The sequence below is a fragment of the Hydrogenovibrio crunogenus genome (assembly GCF_004786015.1).
Taxonomy (GTDB): domain Bacteria; phylum Pseudomonadota; class Gammaproteobacteria; order Thiomicrospirales; family Thiomicrospiraceae; genus Hydrogenovibrio; species Hydrogenovibrio crunogenus.
Map to the genome: position 1 here is coordinate 1779407 of NZ_CP032096.1, position 18109 is coordinate 1797515.

The window sequence follows — 18109 nt, forward strand, 5'->3', positions numbered from 1 at the left end:
TCGAATAATCTATTAGACTCGGTAGTTAGGTGCTTCCTTAACAATCTGAACATTGTGTACATGACTTTCTGCCATGCCCGCTCCGGATACACGAACAAAAGAAGGTTTGGTATTAAACTCTTTAATGTCCTTACAACCGGTATACCCCATACTGGATCGGATACCACCTACCAACTGGTGAATAATAGGTGCCAAAGGTCCTTTATAAGCGACTCGCCCTTCAATACCTTCTGGAACCAGTTTATCTGCCGCGTTGGATGATTGGAAATAACGATCTGAAGACCCTTGTTTCTGTGACATAGCACCTAAAGATCCCATACCACGGTATGACTTATAGGCACGACCTTGGTAGTATTCCACCTCACCTGGAGACTCTTCAGTTCCTGCGAACATACTGCCTAACATCACGGCTGATGCACCAGATACAAGGGCTTTTGCCACATCACCTGAGAAACGAATCCCGCCATCTGCAATTAATGGAATGCCTTTGTCTTTCAATGCTTCTGCAACGTTGGAAATGGCAGTCAATTGAGGAACCCCAACCCCCGAAACAATACGCGTTGTACAGATCGACCCAGGCCCAATCCCGACTTTAACCGCATCCGCACCCGCTTTAACCAAATCTAAAGCAGCTTCTGCTGTCGCAATGTTCCCGCCAACAACATCAATTTGAGGATAATTGTCTTTCACCCATTTCACTTTATCGAGTACGCCTTGTGAGTGACCATGGGCTGTATCGACAATAATGACATCAACACCAGCCTTCACTAAAGCCGCCACACGATCATACGTTTCAGCACCTGTTCCAACTGCAGCACCCACACGCAAACGGCCATTAGAATCTTTAGCCGCATAAGGATGCTCAGATGATTTTTCCATGTCTTTAACAGTAATCATGCCTTTTAACTTAAAGTTATCATCCACCACTAATAAACGCTCTAAACGATGTTGATGTAATAACTCTAAAACTTCTTCACGCTTTACCTTTTCCTTAACCGTCACTAAACGGTCTTTCGGCGTCATAATCTGAGAAACAGGCTGTGCTAAGTCAACCAAATATCTTAAATCACGACTGGTCACGATTCCGACCAGATCATCGCCGTCCATGACTGGCGCAGAAGACACTCGATTTTGCTTGGTTTTTTCCAATACTTCTTGAACCGTGTCGTTCACTTGAACTGTAATCGGTTCTAAAACCACGCCGTGCTCATATTTTTTAACTTTAGTCACCACATCTGCTTGTTCATCGATTGTCATATTCTTATGAACAATACCGATACCACCTTCCTGTGCCATTGAGATGGCTAAGCGCGCTTCTGTCACCGTGTCCATGGCAGCCGATACAAATGGGATATTCAATTCAATATTACGAGTCAGACGAGTTTTTAATGAAACATCTGATGGCAACACATTCGAGTGTGCTGGCACCAATAAAACATCATCAAAAGTAAGGGCTTCTTGCAGGATGCGCATATTCTTCTACCTTTTATAAAATTTATAGGTCAATTAGTATTTTTTGTTCGCCTGAGGTCAAAACAAATAAATTTCTAACTTTTTAAATAAAAACATTGTGTTAGAAACGTTTTTTAAATAAAAAACCTAAATAAAATACGATTTTTAACTTGATAGTGTACATTATAAGGATTGACAGCGTCTGGGTAAACTTAATAAGTTATACACCCATACGAAATTTGTAAAAAAACGATATAAAAACTACGTTTTTTAACTTTTATTCGTGCGAGAATATGATTAGAATAAGTCCAGGCTTAAGAATTTTAATAAAATAAGCTTATTCAACTTGGAGGATATACATGAAAAAATTACTAGTGAGTGCTGCTGTTATTGCAACTTTGTCTTTAGGCGCATGTTCAAGTAACCAATCAAAATCCGCTTCATCTTATGATAGCGTTATTTCTGAAGCAACTTCTACCCATGCTATTGCTAAGAAAAATGGTTATGTTTGGAAACAGAAGAAAATGAAAAAAGCTTATGTTGACCACTACATCGCTAAAGCTGAAGCAGCTAAGAAAAAAGGGGATGACAAAGCCGCTATGAAATATGCGAATGAAGCCCTTAAGACAGCTAAAGCAGAAGTTCACCAAATGAAAGAATATGCAGACTTAAAACCTGCTTGGATTAAATAATTCTATTCATCATTGCTGAAAAAACCGCCAGGCCTGGCGGTTTTTTTATGTCTATCGTTTCACTTTCCGTTTAAGTACTGTTCATCGGTAAAACAGCTGACCCATTCCGGCTTCATCAACACTAAAGCCAACAGCAACATTGCATTCACAAAGCCTTCCGGTATAGCCATCAAAGGAATATAAGGAATAAAAGACTGTTCAAGCGTTTCAATCGACTGAACACCGCTCCATGTCATCACAACAGCTGACAATGCCAACGTCACAATCGACGCGATACCGGCAGCCAAAAATCCATTTAACAGGATAAAGACAAAGAAATTGCGCTCCAGATAACGATAGGACCAAATGGCAATCCACCAAACAACAAGTATCGGAATCACTCCCATCAAAACAGCATTAAGCCCAAAAGCCAACTCCCCAGCATTCCCTAAAACGGTTACGCCCAACAAGGCAAAACTCATCGAAATCATCGCAAATTGTGCGCCAAACATTAAGGTGATTAGAGCGGCCATCAACAAATGAAACGTTAATCCGCTACCAATAGAAGCGCCAGAATTCCATAAAAGAAAGACAATGACGGTTGCGCCAAGAAAAACATGTTGCGACTCTTTATCCAGAACTTTATGCCAAGGTGCCGTTTTTAAACTCCAAACCATAGCCAGAAAATAGAGCACCCCTCCACTCAAGAGCCAAATCCATGAAAGTCCGTCATCTTGAAGATTCATAACACACCTCAATTCATTACGAAATTCTTTATATCTTACTGAGAAAACCACTCAAATAGATTATTATTCTACCTTTACCCAAAACAGAGTTTTCAATTTAGTTCTATGCAAGCTTTTAAAATCCTCTTTGCGTTCCTTTACGATCTATTATTACTATGCGCTGTCTGGTTCATTGCAACCCTGCCGTTCGTCCTATGGCAAGGCCCAGGTTTCCAAGAAAGACCGACTGCGTTATTGGCATTCCAAGTGTATTTATTGGCCATCACTTATGTTTACCTCACCTATTTCTGGGTTTTAAATGGACAAACACCAGGCTTAAGAGTGTGGCATTTAAGATTGATTCGTCAAGACAATTACATCATGACACGACATAATGCCAACCTGAGATTTATTACAGGAATCTTACTTTTCCCTATTGGCTGGATTGGACTTTTTCTCTCCCCACAAAAGCAAACTTTGCAGGATTTGATTTCAAAGACTAAAATAGTGCCCTCTCAAAAAATGGAATCCGCTCAATGACGACAATTATTATTCATGAAAACGCTTTAACCTTCGAACAAAGCAATCAAATCAAGCGTGCCCTAGCGGTTCCCGAAAAAGTAGACAACCATTTTCGCGTGACCGTAGACGAATGTTCTGCCGAAAAAATTGCTGAGTTGTCGGAAAAGTTGTCCATCGACATGAATATCCTACCTGAGCATTTTAATGCTGGCGACATTAAGCTCCTCATCAGCGATATGGATTCAACCCTTATCGGCATTGAGTGTGTTGACGAAATCGCCGACATGATGGATTTAAAACCTCAGGTATCGGAAATTACCGAAGCAGCGATGCGGGGAGAGCTTAATTTTGAATCTTCTTTGACTAAACGCGTTGCCTTACTCAAAGGCTTGAATACCTCAGCATTGCAAAAAGTGTTTGATGAACGGCTATTTCTAAACCCAGGGGCCGAAACTTGGATTGCAGGGTTGAAAGAAAAAAATATTGCCTTTGCTTTGGTTTCTGGAGGGTTCACTTTTTTCACCGATCGTTTGAAAAAACAACTGGAACTCGACTATGCAAGAGCCAACATTCTTGATGAAGCAGAAGGATGTTTAACAGGAAAAATCCAAGGTGACATTGTTGGTGCTGAAGCCAAGGCGGCTTTTTTACAAGAAATTTGCAACGAACTAGGCATCAGCTTGAATCAAACCATCGCCATTGGAGATGGTGCCAATGACTTGCTGATGATGAATGAGGCGGGCTTAAGCATCGCTTACCATGCCAAACCGAAAGTACAGACGCAATCAGATGTCGCCATCAATCGTGGCGGACTAGATAAAGTATTGGATTTTTTAGCGTAAAAATCAAACTCAAGACATAAAAAAACCGACTGAATAAAGTCGGTTTTTTAATATTCAAGCCAATTTACTCAAGTTTTAAAATAAATTCTTTTCATATTCTTGAATAGCGACCACCACAAACTTACCAATTGTGGATTCATAGCCTGGCCATTGACTCGCAACTTCTTTCATAAATGGTTCTGCCATAATCTTAGGTTTCATTTCAAAATCAGACAGCCCTTCTTCATAATATTCACCGGCTTTTGTATAAATGATATCCATAAAGTCTTTACCATCTTTAATCAGCTGAACATCTTCATGCTTACCATGCATCGGAATAAAGTTGTCAATTGGCATTTTTTCAACGGCACTTAACGCTTTAATCGACCCAACAAAAGAGCCATCGGCCATATTAGCAACACGGCGCATTACCATGTCCCCCATATACATCGTCTTGTCGTCAACAACTTCAATCGCAATATCCGACTCGGTATGCACTTTACCAAAGTGGTGAATCTTTAACGTCGTATCCCCCACTTTAATGGTTTCCCCTCCGCTTAATGATTTAGTTGGTAGGGTAATAACCGTTCCGGTAATTTTATTATCGGTATTGGTCTGCATAAAGTTAAACCAAAACTTATCCTGACCTGATTTCAGCACTTTCTGACAAGCCGGATGCGAGTAAATATCAACATCAGGATTGGCCGCAACAAACGCATGGTTTCCTAACCAGTGATCCCCATGATAATGCGTGTTAATTACTTTAATAACCGGTTTATCTGTTACTTTTTTGATTTGGCGCAAAACCATTTCACCGATTTGAACAGAACTACCCGTATCAATGACAACCACACCTTCAGATGTCACAACAAACCCAGGGTTACTAAACATACCGAAATTATCCGGTGTCGGCTCGGATCCCATTGCTGGAATATAATAACAGCGGTCACTGACCTTTACTGCATCTACATCCGGTACTGCAGGGCCTTTAAACTCAGCCAGTCCATTAGCATATAAAGGATTTAAAGCCGACATTCCGACCATCCCGACCGACACCCCAAACATCCCTTTTAACAAGTCACGACGTCCCATTGCACTCATAATATTTTCCTTTTATCCTTCGTACTGCTCGATACGCTGTTTTCAATCACACACAAAAACAAGCCAAAATCTGCACCCATCATTTTAAATAATCTAGTGGGGCACTATTATAGTCAAAGCCCCTTTACACTGCCATTAGTGTTTTTCATTAAAATAACAGTGTTTGTAAACTTCAAGTTTTCTCAAAAATATGCCCAGTAATTTACTTTATAATGATGGGCTTAATTCACGTACCTTACATGGCAAATTGGCAAACATTATGGAATTTTTAAAACTGTACTTAGACATCACCGTTTTCAGCCTATTAGGCTTGATGAGCTTTATTATGGTTTGGCTAGCCATTGAGCGTAAGCTGTTTTTCTCACGCATAGAACTCAATCAATATGACAGTTTGGAAGCGCTGAAAGTGGCCAGCACAAACAACTTAACAACCATAGCCAGCATTGGCTCCAATGCTCCTTATGTGGGCTTATTAGGAACCGTACTTGGTATTTTGGTAACCTTTTATGAATTAGGGCTTAACAACCAGATTGAGACTGGACAAATCATGATGGGATTAGCACTCGCCCTAAAAGCAACCGCAGGAGGCATTGCACTGGCAATTCCAAGCATTATTATCTACAACGGCTTGTTACGAAAAGTCGATGTGATTGAACTTGAATATCAAGCACATCAAAAAAAATCGGCCTCTTCGCACTCTTAAAATGCTTTTTCCTGGAACCACAGTCTTATGAAACGATTTGATCAAATCAATGTTATTCCGATGATTGATGTCATGCTGGTTTTATTAGCCATCGTGTTGACCTCTGCTAGCTTCATCGTTCAAGACAAACTGAATATAGAATTACCTGAAACCAAACAAACCAGCACCTATAAGCCAGACAATGACGTCTCGCTTCGCATTGCTATCAATGCAGACAACCAACTGTTTCTGAACGATCAAACAACAACACTTGAAGCACTCAATCTTGAACTTCGACACCTAAACCCAGATGACGCCATCGAAATACGTGTGGATCAAAAAGCCGAATTTGGACACTTCACCAATCTCATAGACCTAATGAAAAAACACCATTTAAGCAACTTAAACATTCTGACAAGGAAGCAGAATGGATAAACCAGGCGTGCTGGCTTTCGGCATTACGGCAAGTATTTACAGTATCATCGGTTTTTTTCTTTGGCATACGTTTCAGTCACAACAACAAAGCAGCCAATTGATGCCCGTTGCTGTAACCACGGCCATGTTCGTTGCACAACCTGAACCTAAGCCTGAACCTAAGCCTGAACCTAAGCCTGAACCTAAGCCTGAACCTAAGCCTGAACCTAAGCCTGAACCCAAGCCTGAACCCAAGCCTGAACCCAAGCCTGAACCCAAGCCTGAACCCAAGCCTGAACCCAAGCCTGAACCCAAGCCTGAACCCAAGCCTGAACCCAAGCCTGAACCCAAGCCTGAACCCAAGCCTGAACCCAAGCCTGAACCCAAGCCTGAACCCAAGCCTGAACCCAAGCCTGAACCCAAGCCTGAACCCAAGCCTGAACCCAAGCCTGAACCCAAGCCTGAACCCAAGCCTGAACCCAAGCCTGAACCCAAGCCTGAACCCAAGCCTGAACCCAAGCCTGAACCCAAGCCTGAACCCAAGCCTGAACCCAAGCCTGAACCCAAACTGGAATCGCAACCGGTTGACACAACTGTTACCAAACAACCGGCCATTAAAAAAGAGCGACGTCGACCGAACCCTTATTCCATGGCTGAGCAAATCAACGCTGAAGCGTTATACATCAACAAACTGGCACGCTATTTAGCTACACTGGCTCAAAACCATTATCCGAAAAGAGCCAAACGTCGTCACCAACAAGGCGAAGTAACATTACAGTTTACACTTCACCCGGATGGGCACATCTCAAATCTGTCGATTGTTAAACCAGCTCATTTCGAAAGTTTAAATGAAGCGACTTTAAACATCATACGTCACACCATGGCGTATCAATACACGCCATTTCCAAAAGAGATGCGTCAAAAGCCGAAAACTATTCAAGTGCCAATTGAATACATTTTGCGCTAGAAACCCTCTTATCAAACAATTCCTTTGCCTAGATAGGCTTCTCACTCCGAAAATAATTTTTTTTTGTTAAAATAAAGCATTGAATCGAATTGATGTGGAGCACTATGAATTACGCACCGGCTGAAAAAACCTTATCTGAAGTACAGGCAGATTTGGTGAAACGCTTTACCCATTTTGATAACTGGAAAGACCGCTATAAATATTTAATCGATATGGGCAAGCAACTTCAGAACATGCCTGAAGAATATAAAACGGAAGACAACCGTATTCATGGCTGCCAATCTCAGGTTTGGATTCATATCGAAGAACAAGATGGCATTCTTTATATGGAAGCTATGTCCGATGCAGCCATTGTCTCGGGGTTAATTGCCTTATTGCTTAAAATATACAATGGTCGAACCCCTCAAGAAATTGCAACAGCTCCGTTGGATTTCTTAGGTGAGATTGGGTTATTACAACACCTTTCCGCCAATCGCTCCACAGGGCTTTATCATATGATCAAACGCATCCAAGCAGAAGCGAATGCCCACTTAAATCCTCCTTCTTAAATATTAAAAATGGCCAGGCCTGGTCGTTTTTACATTTCTCCAGGCATAAAAAAAGCCCCGATAATGGGGCTTTTATTTTCTTAATCAGATAAAAACGCTAATTAAGCAACTTTAAGCTGGTCTTGCGTTGTCGCACGTAATGCTTCAATACGCTTTTCCAAAGGTGGATGGGAACGGAATAGGTCGCCAATGTTAGACGGTCTTGCCGAAATCCCAAATGCCGCCATTTGATCAGGCAATTCACCTGGCTGCATCGTTTGTAAACGTTGTAATGCAGCAATCATATTTTCTTTACCTGCAAGGTACGCACCGCCATTATCGGCATGGAATTCACGCTTACGTGAGAACCACATCGTAATCATACTCGCTAAAATGCCAAATAAGATCTGCGCCACGATATCAACAACAATAAAAGCAATACTGTGCCCTTCGCTTTCGTTTTTCAACACAACACGATCCACGACATAAGCGACAATCTTTGCGAAGAAAATAACGAAAGTGTTCACAACCCCTTGCAATAAAGCCATCGTCACCATATCACCATTTGCAATATGAGCAACCTCATGACCTAGAACCGCTTCAACTTCGTTTTGACGCATATGACGTAGCAACCCCGTAGACACGGCAACCAAGGCAGAGTTCTTCGTCATCCCGGTTGCAAACGCGTTGGGTTCAGCCCCTTCATAAATTGCAACTTCCGGCATACCAATACCGGCTTTTTCAGCCTGACGACGCACAGTTTCTACCAACCATTGCTCATCCGCATTACGTGGCTGTTTAATCACTTGAGCGCCCACGGACATTTTTGCCAGCCATTTAGACATGGCAAGAGAAACAAAAGAGCCCGCAAACCCAATGATTGCGGCAAAGGCAAACAAATTCCCTAAATCAAGGCTAGTCCCTTGCATGTAGCTGCCCACACCCAAAAGATTCATCGTAATCATGGCCACAGCCAAAACCGCGATGTTTGTTAATAAAAATAAACCAATTCGTTTCATTTAATTTAAACCTCCAATGGTTCGTCAAAACGACTTTAATTAGGTAATGCAGTAAGACGCTAGTCTCATCAACTATTGCTAATGATTAATATAAGGTTTTTTTATAGACTTTCAAGTAAATTTTTCGACAAGTCACAATTGCTTCACAATCTAAAAAACGACCAGACCTGCTGACCGCTTTTCAAACAAGCTCATTATTTCAACTTATCTTTCAGAACCTGATTAACTTGTGCCGGATTCGCTTGACCCTGTGAAGCTTTCATCACTTGACCGACAAAGAAGCCGAACATTTTTTCTTGTCCGCCTTTATAGGCTTCCACTTGTGCGGCATTATTAGCCAAAACCTCATCCACTAAGGCTTCAATGGCTGATGAATCTGTAATCTGCTTCAAGCCTTTTTGCTCAATGACCTCATCTGCAGTCCCTTCTCCAGACCACATAGCATCAAATACCTGCTTGGCAATTTTACCTGAAATCGTATTGTCTTGAATGCGCTCAATCAACCCGGCCAACATTTGTGCTGAAACAGGAGAATCCGAAATATCGACGCCTTTTTGATTCAAAGATTTAGACAATTCTCCCATGACCCAGTTAGCAGACAGCTTGGCTTCTTTCGTTTCCGCAACAACGGCTTCAAAATACTCAGCCATCGCACGAGATCCCGTCAAGAAAGCGGCATCATAGTCCGACAAGCCAAAATCGGCGACATAACGGTTTCTTTTCGCGTCGGGCATTTCCGGCATTTCCGCACGTATCGCTTCAATGTCTTCCTCTGTAATAACCACCGGCAATAAATCTGGACAAGGAAAGTAACGATAATCGTTGGCTTCTTCTTTTTCTCGCATGGAACGGGTTTCATTTTTTTCTGCATCATATAAACGGGTTTCTTGAACTACTTGACCACCCGACTCCAACACCTCTATCTGACGCTCAATTTCAAGCTCAATAGCTTGCTCAATAAACTTAAAAGAGTTGATGTTTTTCAATTCAGCACGCGTTCCAAAAGGCGTACCAGGCTTGTGAATCGATACATTCGAATCCACACGGAAAGAGCCTTCTTGCATATTGCCGTCACAGATACCTAAATACTGTACCAGTTCATGCATTTTTTTCGCATACGCCACAGCTTCTTTTGCAGAACGCATATCCGGTTCCGAAACGATTTCCAATAAGGGAGTTCCGGCACGATTCAAATCAATCCCGGTTTGCCCAGGAAAAGCATCGTGAATGGACTTCCCGGCATCTTCTTCCAAATGCGCACGAGTAACGCCAATCTTTTTGATTTCACCATCCACTTCAATCTCGACCACACCGCCTTTATCGACAATCGGAAACGAAAATTGTGACGTCTGATACCCTTTCGGTAAATCTGGATAGAAATAATTTTTTCGGTCAAATACTGAACGACGCCCAATCTCTGCACCCAAAGCCAAGCCCAGTTTGATTGCCTTCGGAATGACGGCCTTGTTTAACACAGGTAACTGCCCTGGCATTCCAAGATCCAGCAGGTTTGCCTGTGTATTCGGCGCCGCTCCATAATCAATGGAGGAGCCTGAAAAAATCTTTGTTTTGGTGGTTAACTGAGCATGAATCTCTAAACCAATTACAACTTCCCAAGTCATCTTATCTCTCTCCACTTATTGATAGCTTTCTGGCATTTTCTGATGCCAATTTGTCACTTGCTGATATTGATGTGCGACATTCAGCAACTTCGCCTCACTGTGATAAGGCCCGACTAAGTGAAGACCGACAGGTCGACCATTTGAGAAACCGGCTGGAACAGACATAGCAGGCATCCCTGCCAAATTAACAGGAATCGTATAAAGATCCGCTAAATACATACTGACCGGATCATCAGATTTTTCTCCGATATTGAAAGCCGGTGTAGGTGCAACCGGTCCAACAATCACATCACATTGTTCGAATGCGTTAACAAAATCGTCCCGAACCATTCGGCGTAACTTTTGCGCTTTCAAATAATAGGCATCGTAATAACCGGCAGACAAAGCATAAGCCCCCACCATAATTCGGCGTTTCACTTCGGCGCCAAATCCTTCTGAACGAGAGCGTGTGTATAAATCATTCAAATCTGTTGGATTCTCGCACCGATAACCATAACGCACACCGTCAAAACGCGACAAGTTAGATGAGGCTTCTGCTGGTGCTAGGACATAATACGCGGGCACAGCCAAATCTTTATTCGGCAAACTGACCTCGACAATTTCAGCGCCCAGTTTCTCAAGCTCAGCAATGGCAGCACGAACAGTGGTTGCAACCCCGTCATCCAATCCTTCTTCAAAGTACTCTGCTGGCACGCCTACTTTTAAGCCTTTAATGTCATTACTTAAAGCGGATACATAGTCTTGCTTAGGTTGCTCAAGACTGGTTGAATCTCGCTCATCAAATCCGGCCATAACATCCAACAACCAAGCGGACTCTTCTGCAGAGCGCGTCATTGGTCCCCCTTGGTCAAAACTAGAGGCATAAGCAATCATACCGTAACGGGATACCGCACCATAAGTCGGCTTAATTCCAGTTATGCCACAGAAAGAAGCCGGTTGACGAATAGAGCCTCCCGTATCGGAGCCAGTTGCCAAAGGAGCCAAGCCAGCCGCAATCACCGCAGCCGACCCACCAGAAGAACCGCCAGGGACCGCTTTCAAATCCCAAGGATTTTTGGTCGCCCCATAATAACTGCTTTCTGAAGACGACCCCATGGCAAACTCATCCATATTGGTCTTCCCTAAAATAGGCATTCCCAATGCTCGAGAAGCTTCAACCACTTTGGCATCGTAAGGCGCAATAAAATTGTCCAACATTTTCGAACCACACGTGGTTTTCACATCCAACGTACAAAAGATATCCTTGTGCGCCACCGGTATTCCAGTTAACAAGCCGCCCTTGCCTTCAGCAATCATCTGATCGGCCTGTCTGGCCATTTCCATTGCCAATTCCGGTGTGACCGTAACGTAGGCATTCAACTCTCCGTCATATTGATCAATACGGTCTAAATAATGTTGCGTCAACGCAACACTGGTAATTTCTTTATTTCGGAGCTTTTCGCTCATTTCCTTAACAGATAAAGTATGCATCTATGTTCGTCTCTGTCTCTTAATCAATTACTTGCGGCACCAAATACATGCCATTTTCGGCTGCGGGTGCTAATTTTTGATACTCTTCGTGATGATCGGTTTCAGTCACAACATCCTCTCTTAATCTCTGAACCTGATCCAAGGGATGAGACATCGGCTCTACATTTGTTGTATCCACCGCTTCCATTCGTTGAAAAAGATCAAGAACATTAGAAATTTTAGCCGTCAATTGATCGACTTCTGAGGCATCAACCGAAATAGCAGCAAGACGTGAAATCGTATCGACTTCAGTTTTTTCTAAAGACACGGGAACTCTCCAGTTAAAAAATTTAAAACCTTATTAAGTTACCACATTTCGCTATTTTCAAAAAGAGACAATGATTAAAAAAACCTCTGCATTTACCTTTAACAACAAAAACCCGCATCAATTTTAAGATAAAGATTCAGCCATAAGGAGACGTCATCTGTTTATATGAAATTTCTGGGTGCAAATAGATGACTTTTCACCCCCAGTTTGATATAAAATGTTTTAGTTATTTTTCTGGGTATTTTTCCCGATTTGAATAACCAAGAATTTAATAAAGCGTATTAAATTCATTTGAAGTTTGGATTAAGTAAAAAGGCAATTGCGTTATCTCAATTTCAGATTACGGCTTGAACTTTGTTCGAAACCACTAAAATCAGCTATTTTTAAGGACTAACCTCAATGTTTCGTAAAATCATCGGACTCTTTTCTAACGACCTTTCTATTGACCTAGGAACAGCGAACACTCTTATTTACGTTCGCGGCAAAGGCATGGTTCTAAATGAGCCGTCTGTTGTTGCGATTATGAATAACCGCCAGGGGTCAAACTCTCGCTCTATTGTTGCGGTTGGGGAAGGCGCCAAAAGAATGTTGGGGAAAGAAAACCAAAAAATTCAAACCATTCGCCCGATGAAAGATGGCGTGATCGCTGATTTTGAAGTGACTGAAAAAATGCTTCAGTCCTTTATCCGCAAAGTGCATGAAGCACGTTTTTTCCAACCAAGTCCTCGCGTGCTTGTCTGTGTTCCTTGCGGTTCAACGCAAGTAGAACGTCGTGCAATTCGTGAATCAGCTGCCGGCGCAGGTGCCCGAGAAGTTTACCTTATTGAAGAACCGATGGCGGCGGCCATCGGTGCAGGGATGCCAGTAAGTGAAGCAACAGGGTCTATGGTTGTTGATATCGGGGGTGGTACCACAGAGGTTGCGACACTGTCACTAAACGGTATTGTTTGGTCAGATTCTGTTAAAGTCGGAGGCGATCGCTTTGATGATGCCATTATCAAATATGTTCGTCGCAATTACGGCATGGTGATTGGGGAAGCAACGGCTGAAAAAATTAAAAAAGAGATCGGAACGGCTTACCATGAAATTGAACCAGACACACTTGAAGTTCACGGTGCAAACATTGCTGAATCTGTTCCTCGTCGCTTCACACTTAACAGCAACGAGATTTTAGAAGCCTTACAAGAGCCACTTTCTGCAATCGTCAGTGCGGTTAGAACGGCCTTAGAGCACACGCCACCGGAATTGGGAGCTGATATTGCTGAACATGGTATCGTTTTAACAGGTGGGGGCGCTCTATTACGCAACATCAATATTATGCTTTCTGAAGAAACTGGTGTTCCGGTTATCATTGCTGATGACCCTCTAACCTGTGTTGCTCGCGGAGGTGGTCGTGCATTAGAGCTTATGGATGAAAAAGGAATTGATGTCTTTTCTTTTGACTAAAATGAATGGTTCTACCTTTTTCAAAAGAATAACAAGCCTTCCTACCACAGGAGGGCTTAGCTATTAACCTCAGCACGACCTCACCCCAAAAAGAAGGAACACAATTCCTTTTATTTTTTATCCTGAGTATCGCATTAATGGTAATGGATCATTACAGCCATTTACTTTCCAATTTTCGTAACGTGTTACTCACGACAATCGATCCGATTGAACGAACGGCTACTCTGCCTCTAGACATCTATAATTGGATGCAACAGGACTACACCACCATCAACCAGTTACAAATGCGCAACCAGCAACTGGAAACGGAAAACTTACTTCTCAAGGCACAACAGCAGCAAATGGGCAAGCTCAAACTTGAGATTAACCGCTTAAACCGTTTATTGGGAACAGCCAGTCAAATGAGTTCTTCCAGCGTTCAAATTGCCAACGTAAGCTCCTATAGCGAAACACCTCTAGCGCAATTCTACACGTTAAACAAGGGTTCTCTAGATGGGGTCAAAATCAATCAAACTGTGATTGATGCTAAAGGATTAATAGGACAAATCACCTCCTTGACGCCGTCATCTTCACGCGTTCAATTAATTACAGACCCTGACATCCAAGTGCCTGTAAGAATTCAACGAACGGGTCAACGCGGTATTCTTAACGGTTTAGGCCACAATCAACTTTCATTGATGTTCATTCCAAACTCTAGCTCCATCAAAGAAGGCGACTTACTTGAAACATCTGGGTTGGGAGATGTTTTTCCGGAAGGACACCCTGTTGCCACGGTGAGGCAAGTAAACCTTCTAAAAGGTGAACCTTATTATGAAATTTTTGCTCGGCCTGTCGCAGATCTAAATCTGTCTCAAAAGGTACTTATCTTGTCTAAAAAAACGGAGCGTGATAACCATGTCCGATAAGGTTTTCTCTCTGCGGTTTTCGGACATTAAATGGCTGTTTATATTCAGTTACTTTGTTTCCGTTGTGATTGATAGCATGATGATTTTAAGCTTTAACATCAATTTCGTGCCTTATCTTACCCTGTTAATTTTATTGTTCTGGTCGACCCAAATCCTCAATCAGACTCACTTGTTTTCAGCTTTTGCGCTAGGTCTGCTATTTGATGCGTCAATGAATACCCCATTAGGCTCCCATAGTTTAATTTTTGTGACCATCACTTTCTTAATGCTACGCTCACGATTAAGGTTTAAAGGCTACCCTCTCTGGCAGCAATCCATCATTGTCGGCAGTTACTTCATCTTATTCCAAATTATGAGCTGGTTTATATTCCACCCCGTCTTAGTCGGAAATGCCGTGCTGTATTACTGGGTTGAACCATTACTAGCCATTCTTATCTGGCCCGTACTAACTCAAATCATGCATCAATTGACTCACCGCTCCGTCTTTAGTTAATGAGTATGAGAAATAAACACCGCTATCAAACTGAAAGCGAAATCTTTTTTCAAAAAAGGCTTTTTCGCAATCGAATTTACTTTGCGTTAGCACTCGCACTTATTTTCTTCTCTCTTCTTTGGGTTCGGATGAGTTATCTTCAGTGGGTTGGATATAAGCATTATCATTCCATGTCTGAGGGAAACCGAATTTCAGTGGAAGCCATTCCACCGGTCCGAGGCCGAATTTTTGACCGAAACCATGTTTTATTGGCTGACAATCAACCTGTATTCGTTTTAAAGTTTTCCAAAGATAAAATAGAAAATATTCAAGACAGCTTCTCAACTCTTCAAGACTTACTCCCCAACCTTTCTGAAGAACGCCTTACCCGCTTCTTTGATCGACTCAAAGTGACTAGTAAGTACCGTCCTTTGTATTTACCTTACACACTTTCAGAAGCAGAAGCGGCACGCTTTGCTGGTCATAGCTACCAGCTCCCTGGCATTACACTGGTGGCCAAGCTTAAACGGATGTATCCTTTCAATAAATCAGCGGTGCATGCCATTGGCTATGTAGGAAAAATCAACCAAAAAGAGTTTAGTAAATTAAGTGAATCCAAATATGCTGGAACCGATGTCATAGGGAAACTCGGTGTCGAAAAATACTATGAATCTCTATTACACGGTTCACCAGGGTTACAACAGATTGAAACCAATGCTCGCGGTCGCGTCATTCAAAAACTGGAAAGTGTTCCCGCAAAGCCAGGCAAAAACATTCAGCTTACAATCGACATTCGATTGCAACAATATATCGAAAACTATTTGGATGGAAAAAAAGCCGCCGTTGTTGTCACCGACCCTAAAACCGGTGAAATACTCGCCTATGTCAGTACGCCCGGATACGATCCAAACTTATTTGTCGATGGTATTAGTCAAGTGAAATACCAAGAGCTTTTAAAAGACCACAACCGTCCTCTTATTAATCGCGTGATCAATGGTCAATATCCACCTGGCTCTACCATCAAACCTTTTGTCGCCTTAGCCGCCATTGAGAACAACATTATTTCTCCCTATAAAAAAATATTCGACCCTGGCTTTCTTGAGTTTAAAGACCATCGTTATCGGGATTGGAAAAGGCAGGGACACGGCCTAGTTGACATGAATGATGCTGTCGCACAATCCTGCGACACTTATTTTTACGAGCTTAGTTTAAATATGGGAATCGACCTGATTCATGATTCACTTTACCCTTTCGGGTTCGGTCACCATACAAAGATTGATTTATACAATGAGTCCGTCGGCATCTTACCATCTAAAGCCTGGAAGAGCCGCGTGAAAGGCCAAACGTGGTATAAAGGGGAAACCATCATTGCCGCCATTGGCCAAGGTTATTTTTTAAGCACGCCTTTACAATTGGCAAAAGCGATCTCTATTATGGCTAACCGAGGAGAGATCGTTGAGCCACACTTGCTCAAAGACAATGAGCAGACCAAAAAAGAACAAATCCCCATTCAGAATATCGAAAACTGGGAAAAAGTGATTAAAGCCATGATGGATGTTTTACACAGCCCAAGAGGAACCGCACGAAAATACGGCAGAGACCTTCCTTTCAAAATGGCGGGCAAAACAGGAACGGCTCAAGTTTTCAGCTTAAACGAAGGCGAATATGACGAAGAGAACATTAAAAAAAGCTTACGCGACCACTCTTTGTTCATTGGATTTGCTCCTGTCAAGAAGCCAAAGATTGCCATCAGTGTCATTGTTGAAAACTCGACTTTAAAAGCAGCCCCGGTGGCGGTGGACATTACTAAATACTATCTTTCTGAGTTACAAGATGAAAATTGACTTACCTGCTAGAGAAAAAGTTTACCGAAAGAATCGAGGCATTCTTGTCTCGCTTCACTTGGATGGTTGGTTATTGCTAGGAATTGCGCTATTGATCGTCACTGGCAGCTTAATCGTTTTCAGCGCGTCCGGTGCAGACCAAGAAGTGTTATCTCGTCACCTTGTTCGCGTTGGCTTTGCATTCTTTCTAATGCTTGTTTTTGCTCAAATCCCACCGAATATTTTAAAAATTTACACGCCTTGGGTTTTTGGCGTGGGAACCCTAATGCTCATCAGTGTTCTGCTGTTTGGTGATATCGGCAAAGGGGCTAAACGTTGGCTAGATTTTGGCTTCTTCCGTTTTCAACCGTCCGAAGTTATGAAACTGGCACTCCCTATGATGATTGCTTGGTTGTTTGCCCATGATTCACTCCCCCCTCCTAATAAAAAAATGCTTATTGGGTTAGGCCTTGTTGGCCTCATTGCCGGTTTAATTATTGTTCAACCAGACTTGGGAACCTCTATTCTCATAGCGATGAGCGGGTTGTTTGTCCTGTTTTTTGCCGGTCTGTCCTGGCGATGGATATTATCTGCAACAGGACTAGTCGCGGCAAGCTTACCTATCGTTTGGAACTTTTACATGTATGATTATCAAAAACAGCGAGTTTTAACCTTCTTAGATCCTGAATCGGATCCTCTTGGCACAGGTTATCATATCATTCAATCCAAAATAGCGATTGGATCAGGCGGTATCGAAGGTAAAGGGTTTATGGGAAGCACTCAGGCACATTTGGAGTTCTTACCAGAAAGCACGACAGATTTTATTTTTTCCGTCCTAGCCGAAGAATTCGGATTAATAGGCGTCACAGGCTTACTACTGTTATATCTTTTTGTGATTGGCCGTGGTCTTTACATTGCATCGCAAGCACAGGAAAACTTTGCACGACTGACGGCAGCCAGTCTTGTTATGACATTATTCGTCTATGTTTTTGTCAACATCGGCATGGTCAGTGGGTTATTACCTGTTGTAGGCCTCCCTCTTCCGCTTTTAAGTTATGGAGGAAGCTCTCTAGTCACTTTAATGGTCAGCTTTGGCATCTTAATGTCTATCCACACCCATAAAAAACTTTTAACATCTTAGAAGACTGGAATATCGCTTATTC

General features: G+C 42.4%; 19 protein-coding genes. 12 read left to right on the forward strand and 7 right to left on the reverse strand.

All coding sequences use genetic code 11. From position 1 onward, the window contains the following. Positions 1 to 12: 12 nt before the first annotated feature. Positions 13 to 1473, reverse strand: coding sequence for an IMP dehydrogenase (gene guaB, locus GHNINEIG_RS08500; RefSeq protein WP_135796247.1), 1461 nt, complete (start codon positions 1471 to 1473; stop codon positions 13 to 15). A 338-nt stretch (positions 1474 to 1811) separates the two neighbouring features. On the opposite strand from guaB, the gene GHNINEIG_RS08505 reads away from it, so the two are divergent. Next, positions 1812 to 2144, forward strand: a complete 333-nt coding sequence (locus GHNINEIG_RS08505) for a hypothetical protein (RefSeq protein WP_135796248.1) — start codon at positions 1812 to 1814, stop codon at positions 2142 to 2144. 59 nt (positions 2145 to 2203) lie between these two features. Here the strand turns inward: GHNINEIG_RS08505 and GHNINEIG_RS08510 are convergent, their stop codons facing one another. Further along, complete coding sequence (locus GHNINEIG_RS08510; protein WP_135796249.1) at positions 2204 to 2869, reverse strand: energy-coupling factor ABC transporter permease; 666 nt, start codon at positions 2867 to 2869, stop codon at positions 2204 to 2206. Positions 2870 to 2974: 105 nt separating this feature from the next. Between GHNINEIG_RS08510 and GHNINEIG_RS08515 the strand changes: the two genes are divergently transcribed. Together GHNINEIG_RS08515 and serB are read left to right on the forward strand one after the other, a co-directional pair. Beyond that, positions 2975 to 3388: an RDD family protein gene (locus GHNINEIG_RS08515; RefSeq protein ID WP_135796250.1), complete on the forward strand. Its 414-nt coding sequence runs from the start codon at positions 2975 to 2977 to the stop codon at positions 3386 to 3388. Continuing rightward, on the forward strand, positions 3385 to 4212 hold the full coding sequence (gene serB / locus GHNINEIG_RS08520) for a phosphoserine phosphatase SerB (RefSeq protein WP_135796251.1): 828 nt from the start codon (positions 3385 to 3387) through the stop codon (positions 4210 to 4212). The genes GHNINEIG_RS08515 and serB overlap by 4 nt, the downstream gene beginning before the upstream one ends. Positions 4213 to 4287: 75 nt before the next feature. On the opposite strand, the gene GHNINEIG_RS08525 is transcribed toward serB, so the two are convergent. Next, positions 4288 to 5292 (reverse strand): MBL fold metallo-hydrolase, encoded by a 1005-nt coding sequence (locus GHNINEIG_RS08525; protein ID WP_189636863.1) that lies wholly within the window; start codon positions 5290 to 5292, stop codon positions 4288 to 4290. A gap of 259 nt (positions 5293 to 5551) precedes the next feature. On the opposite strand from GHNINEIG_RS08525, the gene exbB reads away from it, so the two are divergent. From exbB to GHNINEIG_RS08545, 4 genes are all read left to right on the forward strand, one after another. Then, entirely contained in the window at positions 5552 to 5995 is a 444-nt protein-coding gene (gene exbB, locus GHNINEIG_RS08530; RefSeq protein WP_189636864.1) for a TonB-system energizer ExbB, read from the forward strand. Between the two features lie 27 nt (positions 5996 to 6022). Next, positions 6023 to 6409, forward strand: coding sequence for a biopolymer transporter ExbD (locus GHNINEIG_RS08535; protein ID WP_135796254.1), 387 nt, complete (start codon positions 6023 to 6025; stop codon positions 6407 to 6409). Next, on the forward strand, positions 6402 to 7355 hold the full coding sequence (locus tag GHNINEIG_RS08540; RefSeq protein WP_135796255.1) for an energy transducer TonB: 954 nt from the start codon (positions 6402 to 6404) through the stop codon (positions 7353 to 7355). The genes GHNINEIG_RS08535 and GHNINEIG_RS08540 overlap by 8 nt, the downstream gene beginning before the upstream one ends. A gap of 104 nt (positions 7356 to 7459) precedes the next feature. Next, positions 7460 to 7903 (forward strand): SufE family protein, encoded by a 444-nt coding sequence (locus tag GHNINEIG_RS08545; RefSeq protein ID WP_135796256.1) that lies wholly within the window; start codon positions 7460 to 7462, stop codon positions 7901 to 7903. Between the two features lie 101 nt (positions 7904 to 8004). Here the strand turns inward: GHNINEIG_RS08545 and htpX are convergent, their stop codons facing one another. The 4 genes from htpX to gatC all read right to left on the reverse strand — a co-directional run bounded on the left by htpX (position 8005) and on the right by gatC (position 12300). Then, positions 8005 to 8901, reverse strand: a complete 897-nt coding sequence (htpX, locus tag GHNINEIG_RS08550) for a protease HtpX (RefSeq protein WP_135796257.1) — start codon at positions 8899 to 8901, stop codon at positions 8005 to 8007. 194 nt (positions 8902 to 9095) lie between these two features. Then, the gene (gatB, locus tag GHNINEIG_RS08555) at positions 9096 to 10523 is read right to left on the reverse strand and encodes an Asp-tRNA(Asn)/Glu-tRNA(Gln) amidotransferase subunit GatB (protein ID WP_135796258.1); all 1428 of its coding nucleotides are present in this window, start codon (positions 10521 to 10523) and stop codon (positions 9096 to 9098) included. A 15-nt stretch (positions 10524 to 10538) separates the two neighbouring features. After that, complete coding sequence (gatA, locus tag GHNINEIG_RS08560; protein ID WP_135796259.1) at positions 10539 to 11993, reverse strand: Asp-tRNA(Asn)/Glu-tRNA(Gln) amidotransferase subunit GatA; 1455 nt, start codon at positions 11991 to 11993, stop codon at positions 10539 to 10541. A 19-nt stretch (positions 11994 to 12012) separates the two neighbouring features. Next, a complete protein-coding gene (gene gatC / locus GHNINEIG_RS08565; protein WP_135796260.1) occupies positions 12013 to 12300 on the reverse strand; it encodes an Asp-tRNA(Asn)/Glu-tRNA(Gln) amidotransferase subunit GatC in 288 nt (95 codons plus the stop codon). A gap of 399 nt (positions 12301 to 12699) precedes the next feature. Here gatC and GHNINEIG_RS08570 point away from each other — a divergent pair, with 399 nt between their 5' ends. The 5 genes from GHNINEIG_RS08570 (at position 12700) to rodA (ending at position 18087) form a co-directional block, all read left to right on the forward strand. Continuing rightward, a complete protein-coding gene (locus tag GHNINEIG_RS08570) occupies positions 12700 to 13746 on the forward strand; it encodes a rod shape-determining protein (protein ID WP_011371051.1) in 1047 nt (348 codons plus the stop codon). 62 nt (positions 13747 to 13808) lie between these two features. After that, on the forward strand, positions 13809 to 14651 hold the full coding sequence (gene mreC / locus GHNINEIG_RS08575) for a rod shape-determining protein MreC (protein ID WP_135796261.1): 843 nt from the start codon (positions 13809 to 13811) through the stop codon (positions 14649 to 14651). Then, on the forward strand, positions 14641 to 15144 hold the full coding sequence (mreD, locus tag GHNINEIG_RS08580) for a rod shape-determining protein MreD (protein ID WP_135796262.1): 504 nt from the start codon (positions 14641 to 14643) through the stop codon (positions 15142 to 15144). Before mreC ends, mreD begins: the two co-directional genes overlap by 11 nt. A gap of 5 nt (positions 15145 to 15149) precedes the next feature. After that, entirely contained in the window at positions 15150 to 16967 is a 1818-nt protein-coding gene (gene mrdA, locus GHNINEIG_RS08585; RefSeq protein ID WP_223260867.1) for a penicillin-binding protein 2, read from the forward strand. Beyond that, entirely contained in the window at positions 16957 to 18087 is a 1131-nt protein-coding gene (gene rodA / locus GHNINEIG_RS08590) for a rod shape-determining protein RodA (RefSeq protein ID WP_135796264.1), read from the forward strand. Before mrdA ends, rodA begins: the two co-directional genes overlap by 11 nt. The last annotated feature ends 22 nt before the right edge of the window (positions 18088 to 18109 follow it).

Coding starts and splice junctions, on each gene's coding strand:
- GHNINEIG_RS08540 (WP_135796255.1), top strand. CDS start 6,402: ATGGATAAACCAGGCGTGCTGGCTTTCGGCATTACGGCAAGTATTTAC.
- GHNINEIG_RS08505 (WP_135796248.1), top strand. CDS start 1,812: ATGAAAAAATTACTAGTGAGTGCTGCTGTTATTGCAACTTTGTCTTTA.
- GHNINEIG_RS08510 (WP_135796249.1), bottom strand. CDS start 2,869: ATGAATCTTCAAGATGACGGACTTTCATGGATTTGGCTCTTGAGTGGA.
- GHNINEIG_RS08570 (WP_011371051.1), top strand. CDS start 12,700: ATGTTTCGTAAAATCATCGGACTCTTTTCTAACGACCTTTCTATTGAC.
- GHNINEIG_RS08515 (WP_135796250.1), top strand. CDS start 2,975: ATGCAAGCTTTTAAAATCCTCTTTGCGTTCCTTTACGATCTATTATTA.
- rodA (WP_135796264.1), top strand. CDS start 16,957: ATGAAAATTGACTTACCTGCTAGAGAAAAAGTTTACCGAAAGAATCGA.
- GHNINEIG_RS08525 (WP_189636863.1), bottom strand. CDS start 5,292: ATGAGTGCAATGGGACGTCGTGACTTGTTAAAAGGGATGTTTGGGGTG.
- mreD (WP_135796262.1), top strand. CDS start 14,641: ATGTCCGATAAGGTTTTCTCTCTGCGGTTTTCGGACATTAAATGGCTG.
- GHNINEIG_RS08545 (WP_135796256.1), top strand. CDS start 7,460: ATGAATTACGCACCGGCTGAAAAAACCTTATCTGAAGTACAGGCAGAT.
- guaB (WP_135796247.1), bottom strand. CDS start 1,473: ATGCGCATCCTGCAAGAAGCCCTTACTTTTGATGATGTTTTATTGGTG.
- GHNINEIG_RS08535 (WP_135796254.1), top strand. CDS start 6,023: ATGAAACGATTTGATCAAATCAATGTTATTCCGATGATTGATGTCATG.
- gatB (WP_135796258.1), bottom strand. CDS start 10,523: ATGACTTGGGAAGTTGTAATTGGTTTAGAGATTCATGCTCAGTTAACC.
- htpX (WP_135796257.1), bottom strand. CDS start 8,901: ATGAAACGAATTGGTTTATTTTTATTAACAAACATCGCGGTTTTGGCT.
- gatA (WP_135796259.1), bottom strand. CDS start 11,993: ATGCATACTTTATCTGTTAAGGAAATGAGCGAAAAGCTCCGAAATAAA.
- exbB (WP_189636864.1), top strand. CDS start 5,552: ATGGAATTTTTAAAACTGTACTTAGACATCACCGTTTTCAGCCTATTA.
- mrdA (WP_223260867.1), top strand. CDS start 15,150: ATGAGAAATAAACACCGCTATCAAACTGAAAGCGAAATCTTTTTTCAA.
- serB (WP_135796251.1), top strand. CDS start 3,385: ATGACGACAATTATTATTCATGAAAACGCTTTAACCTTCGAACAAAGC.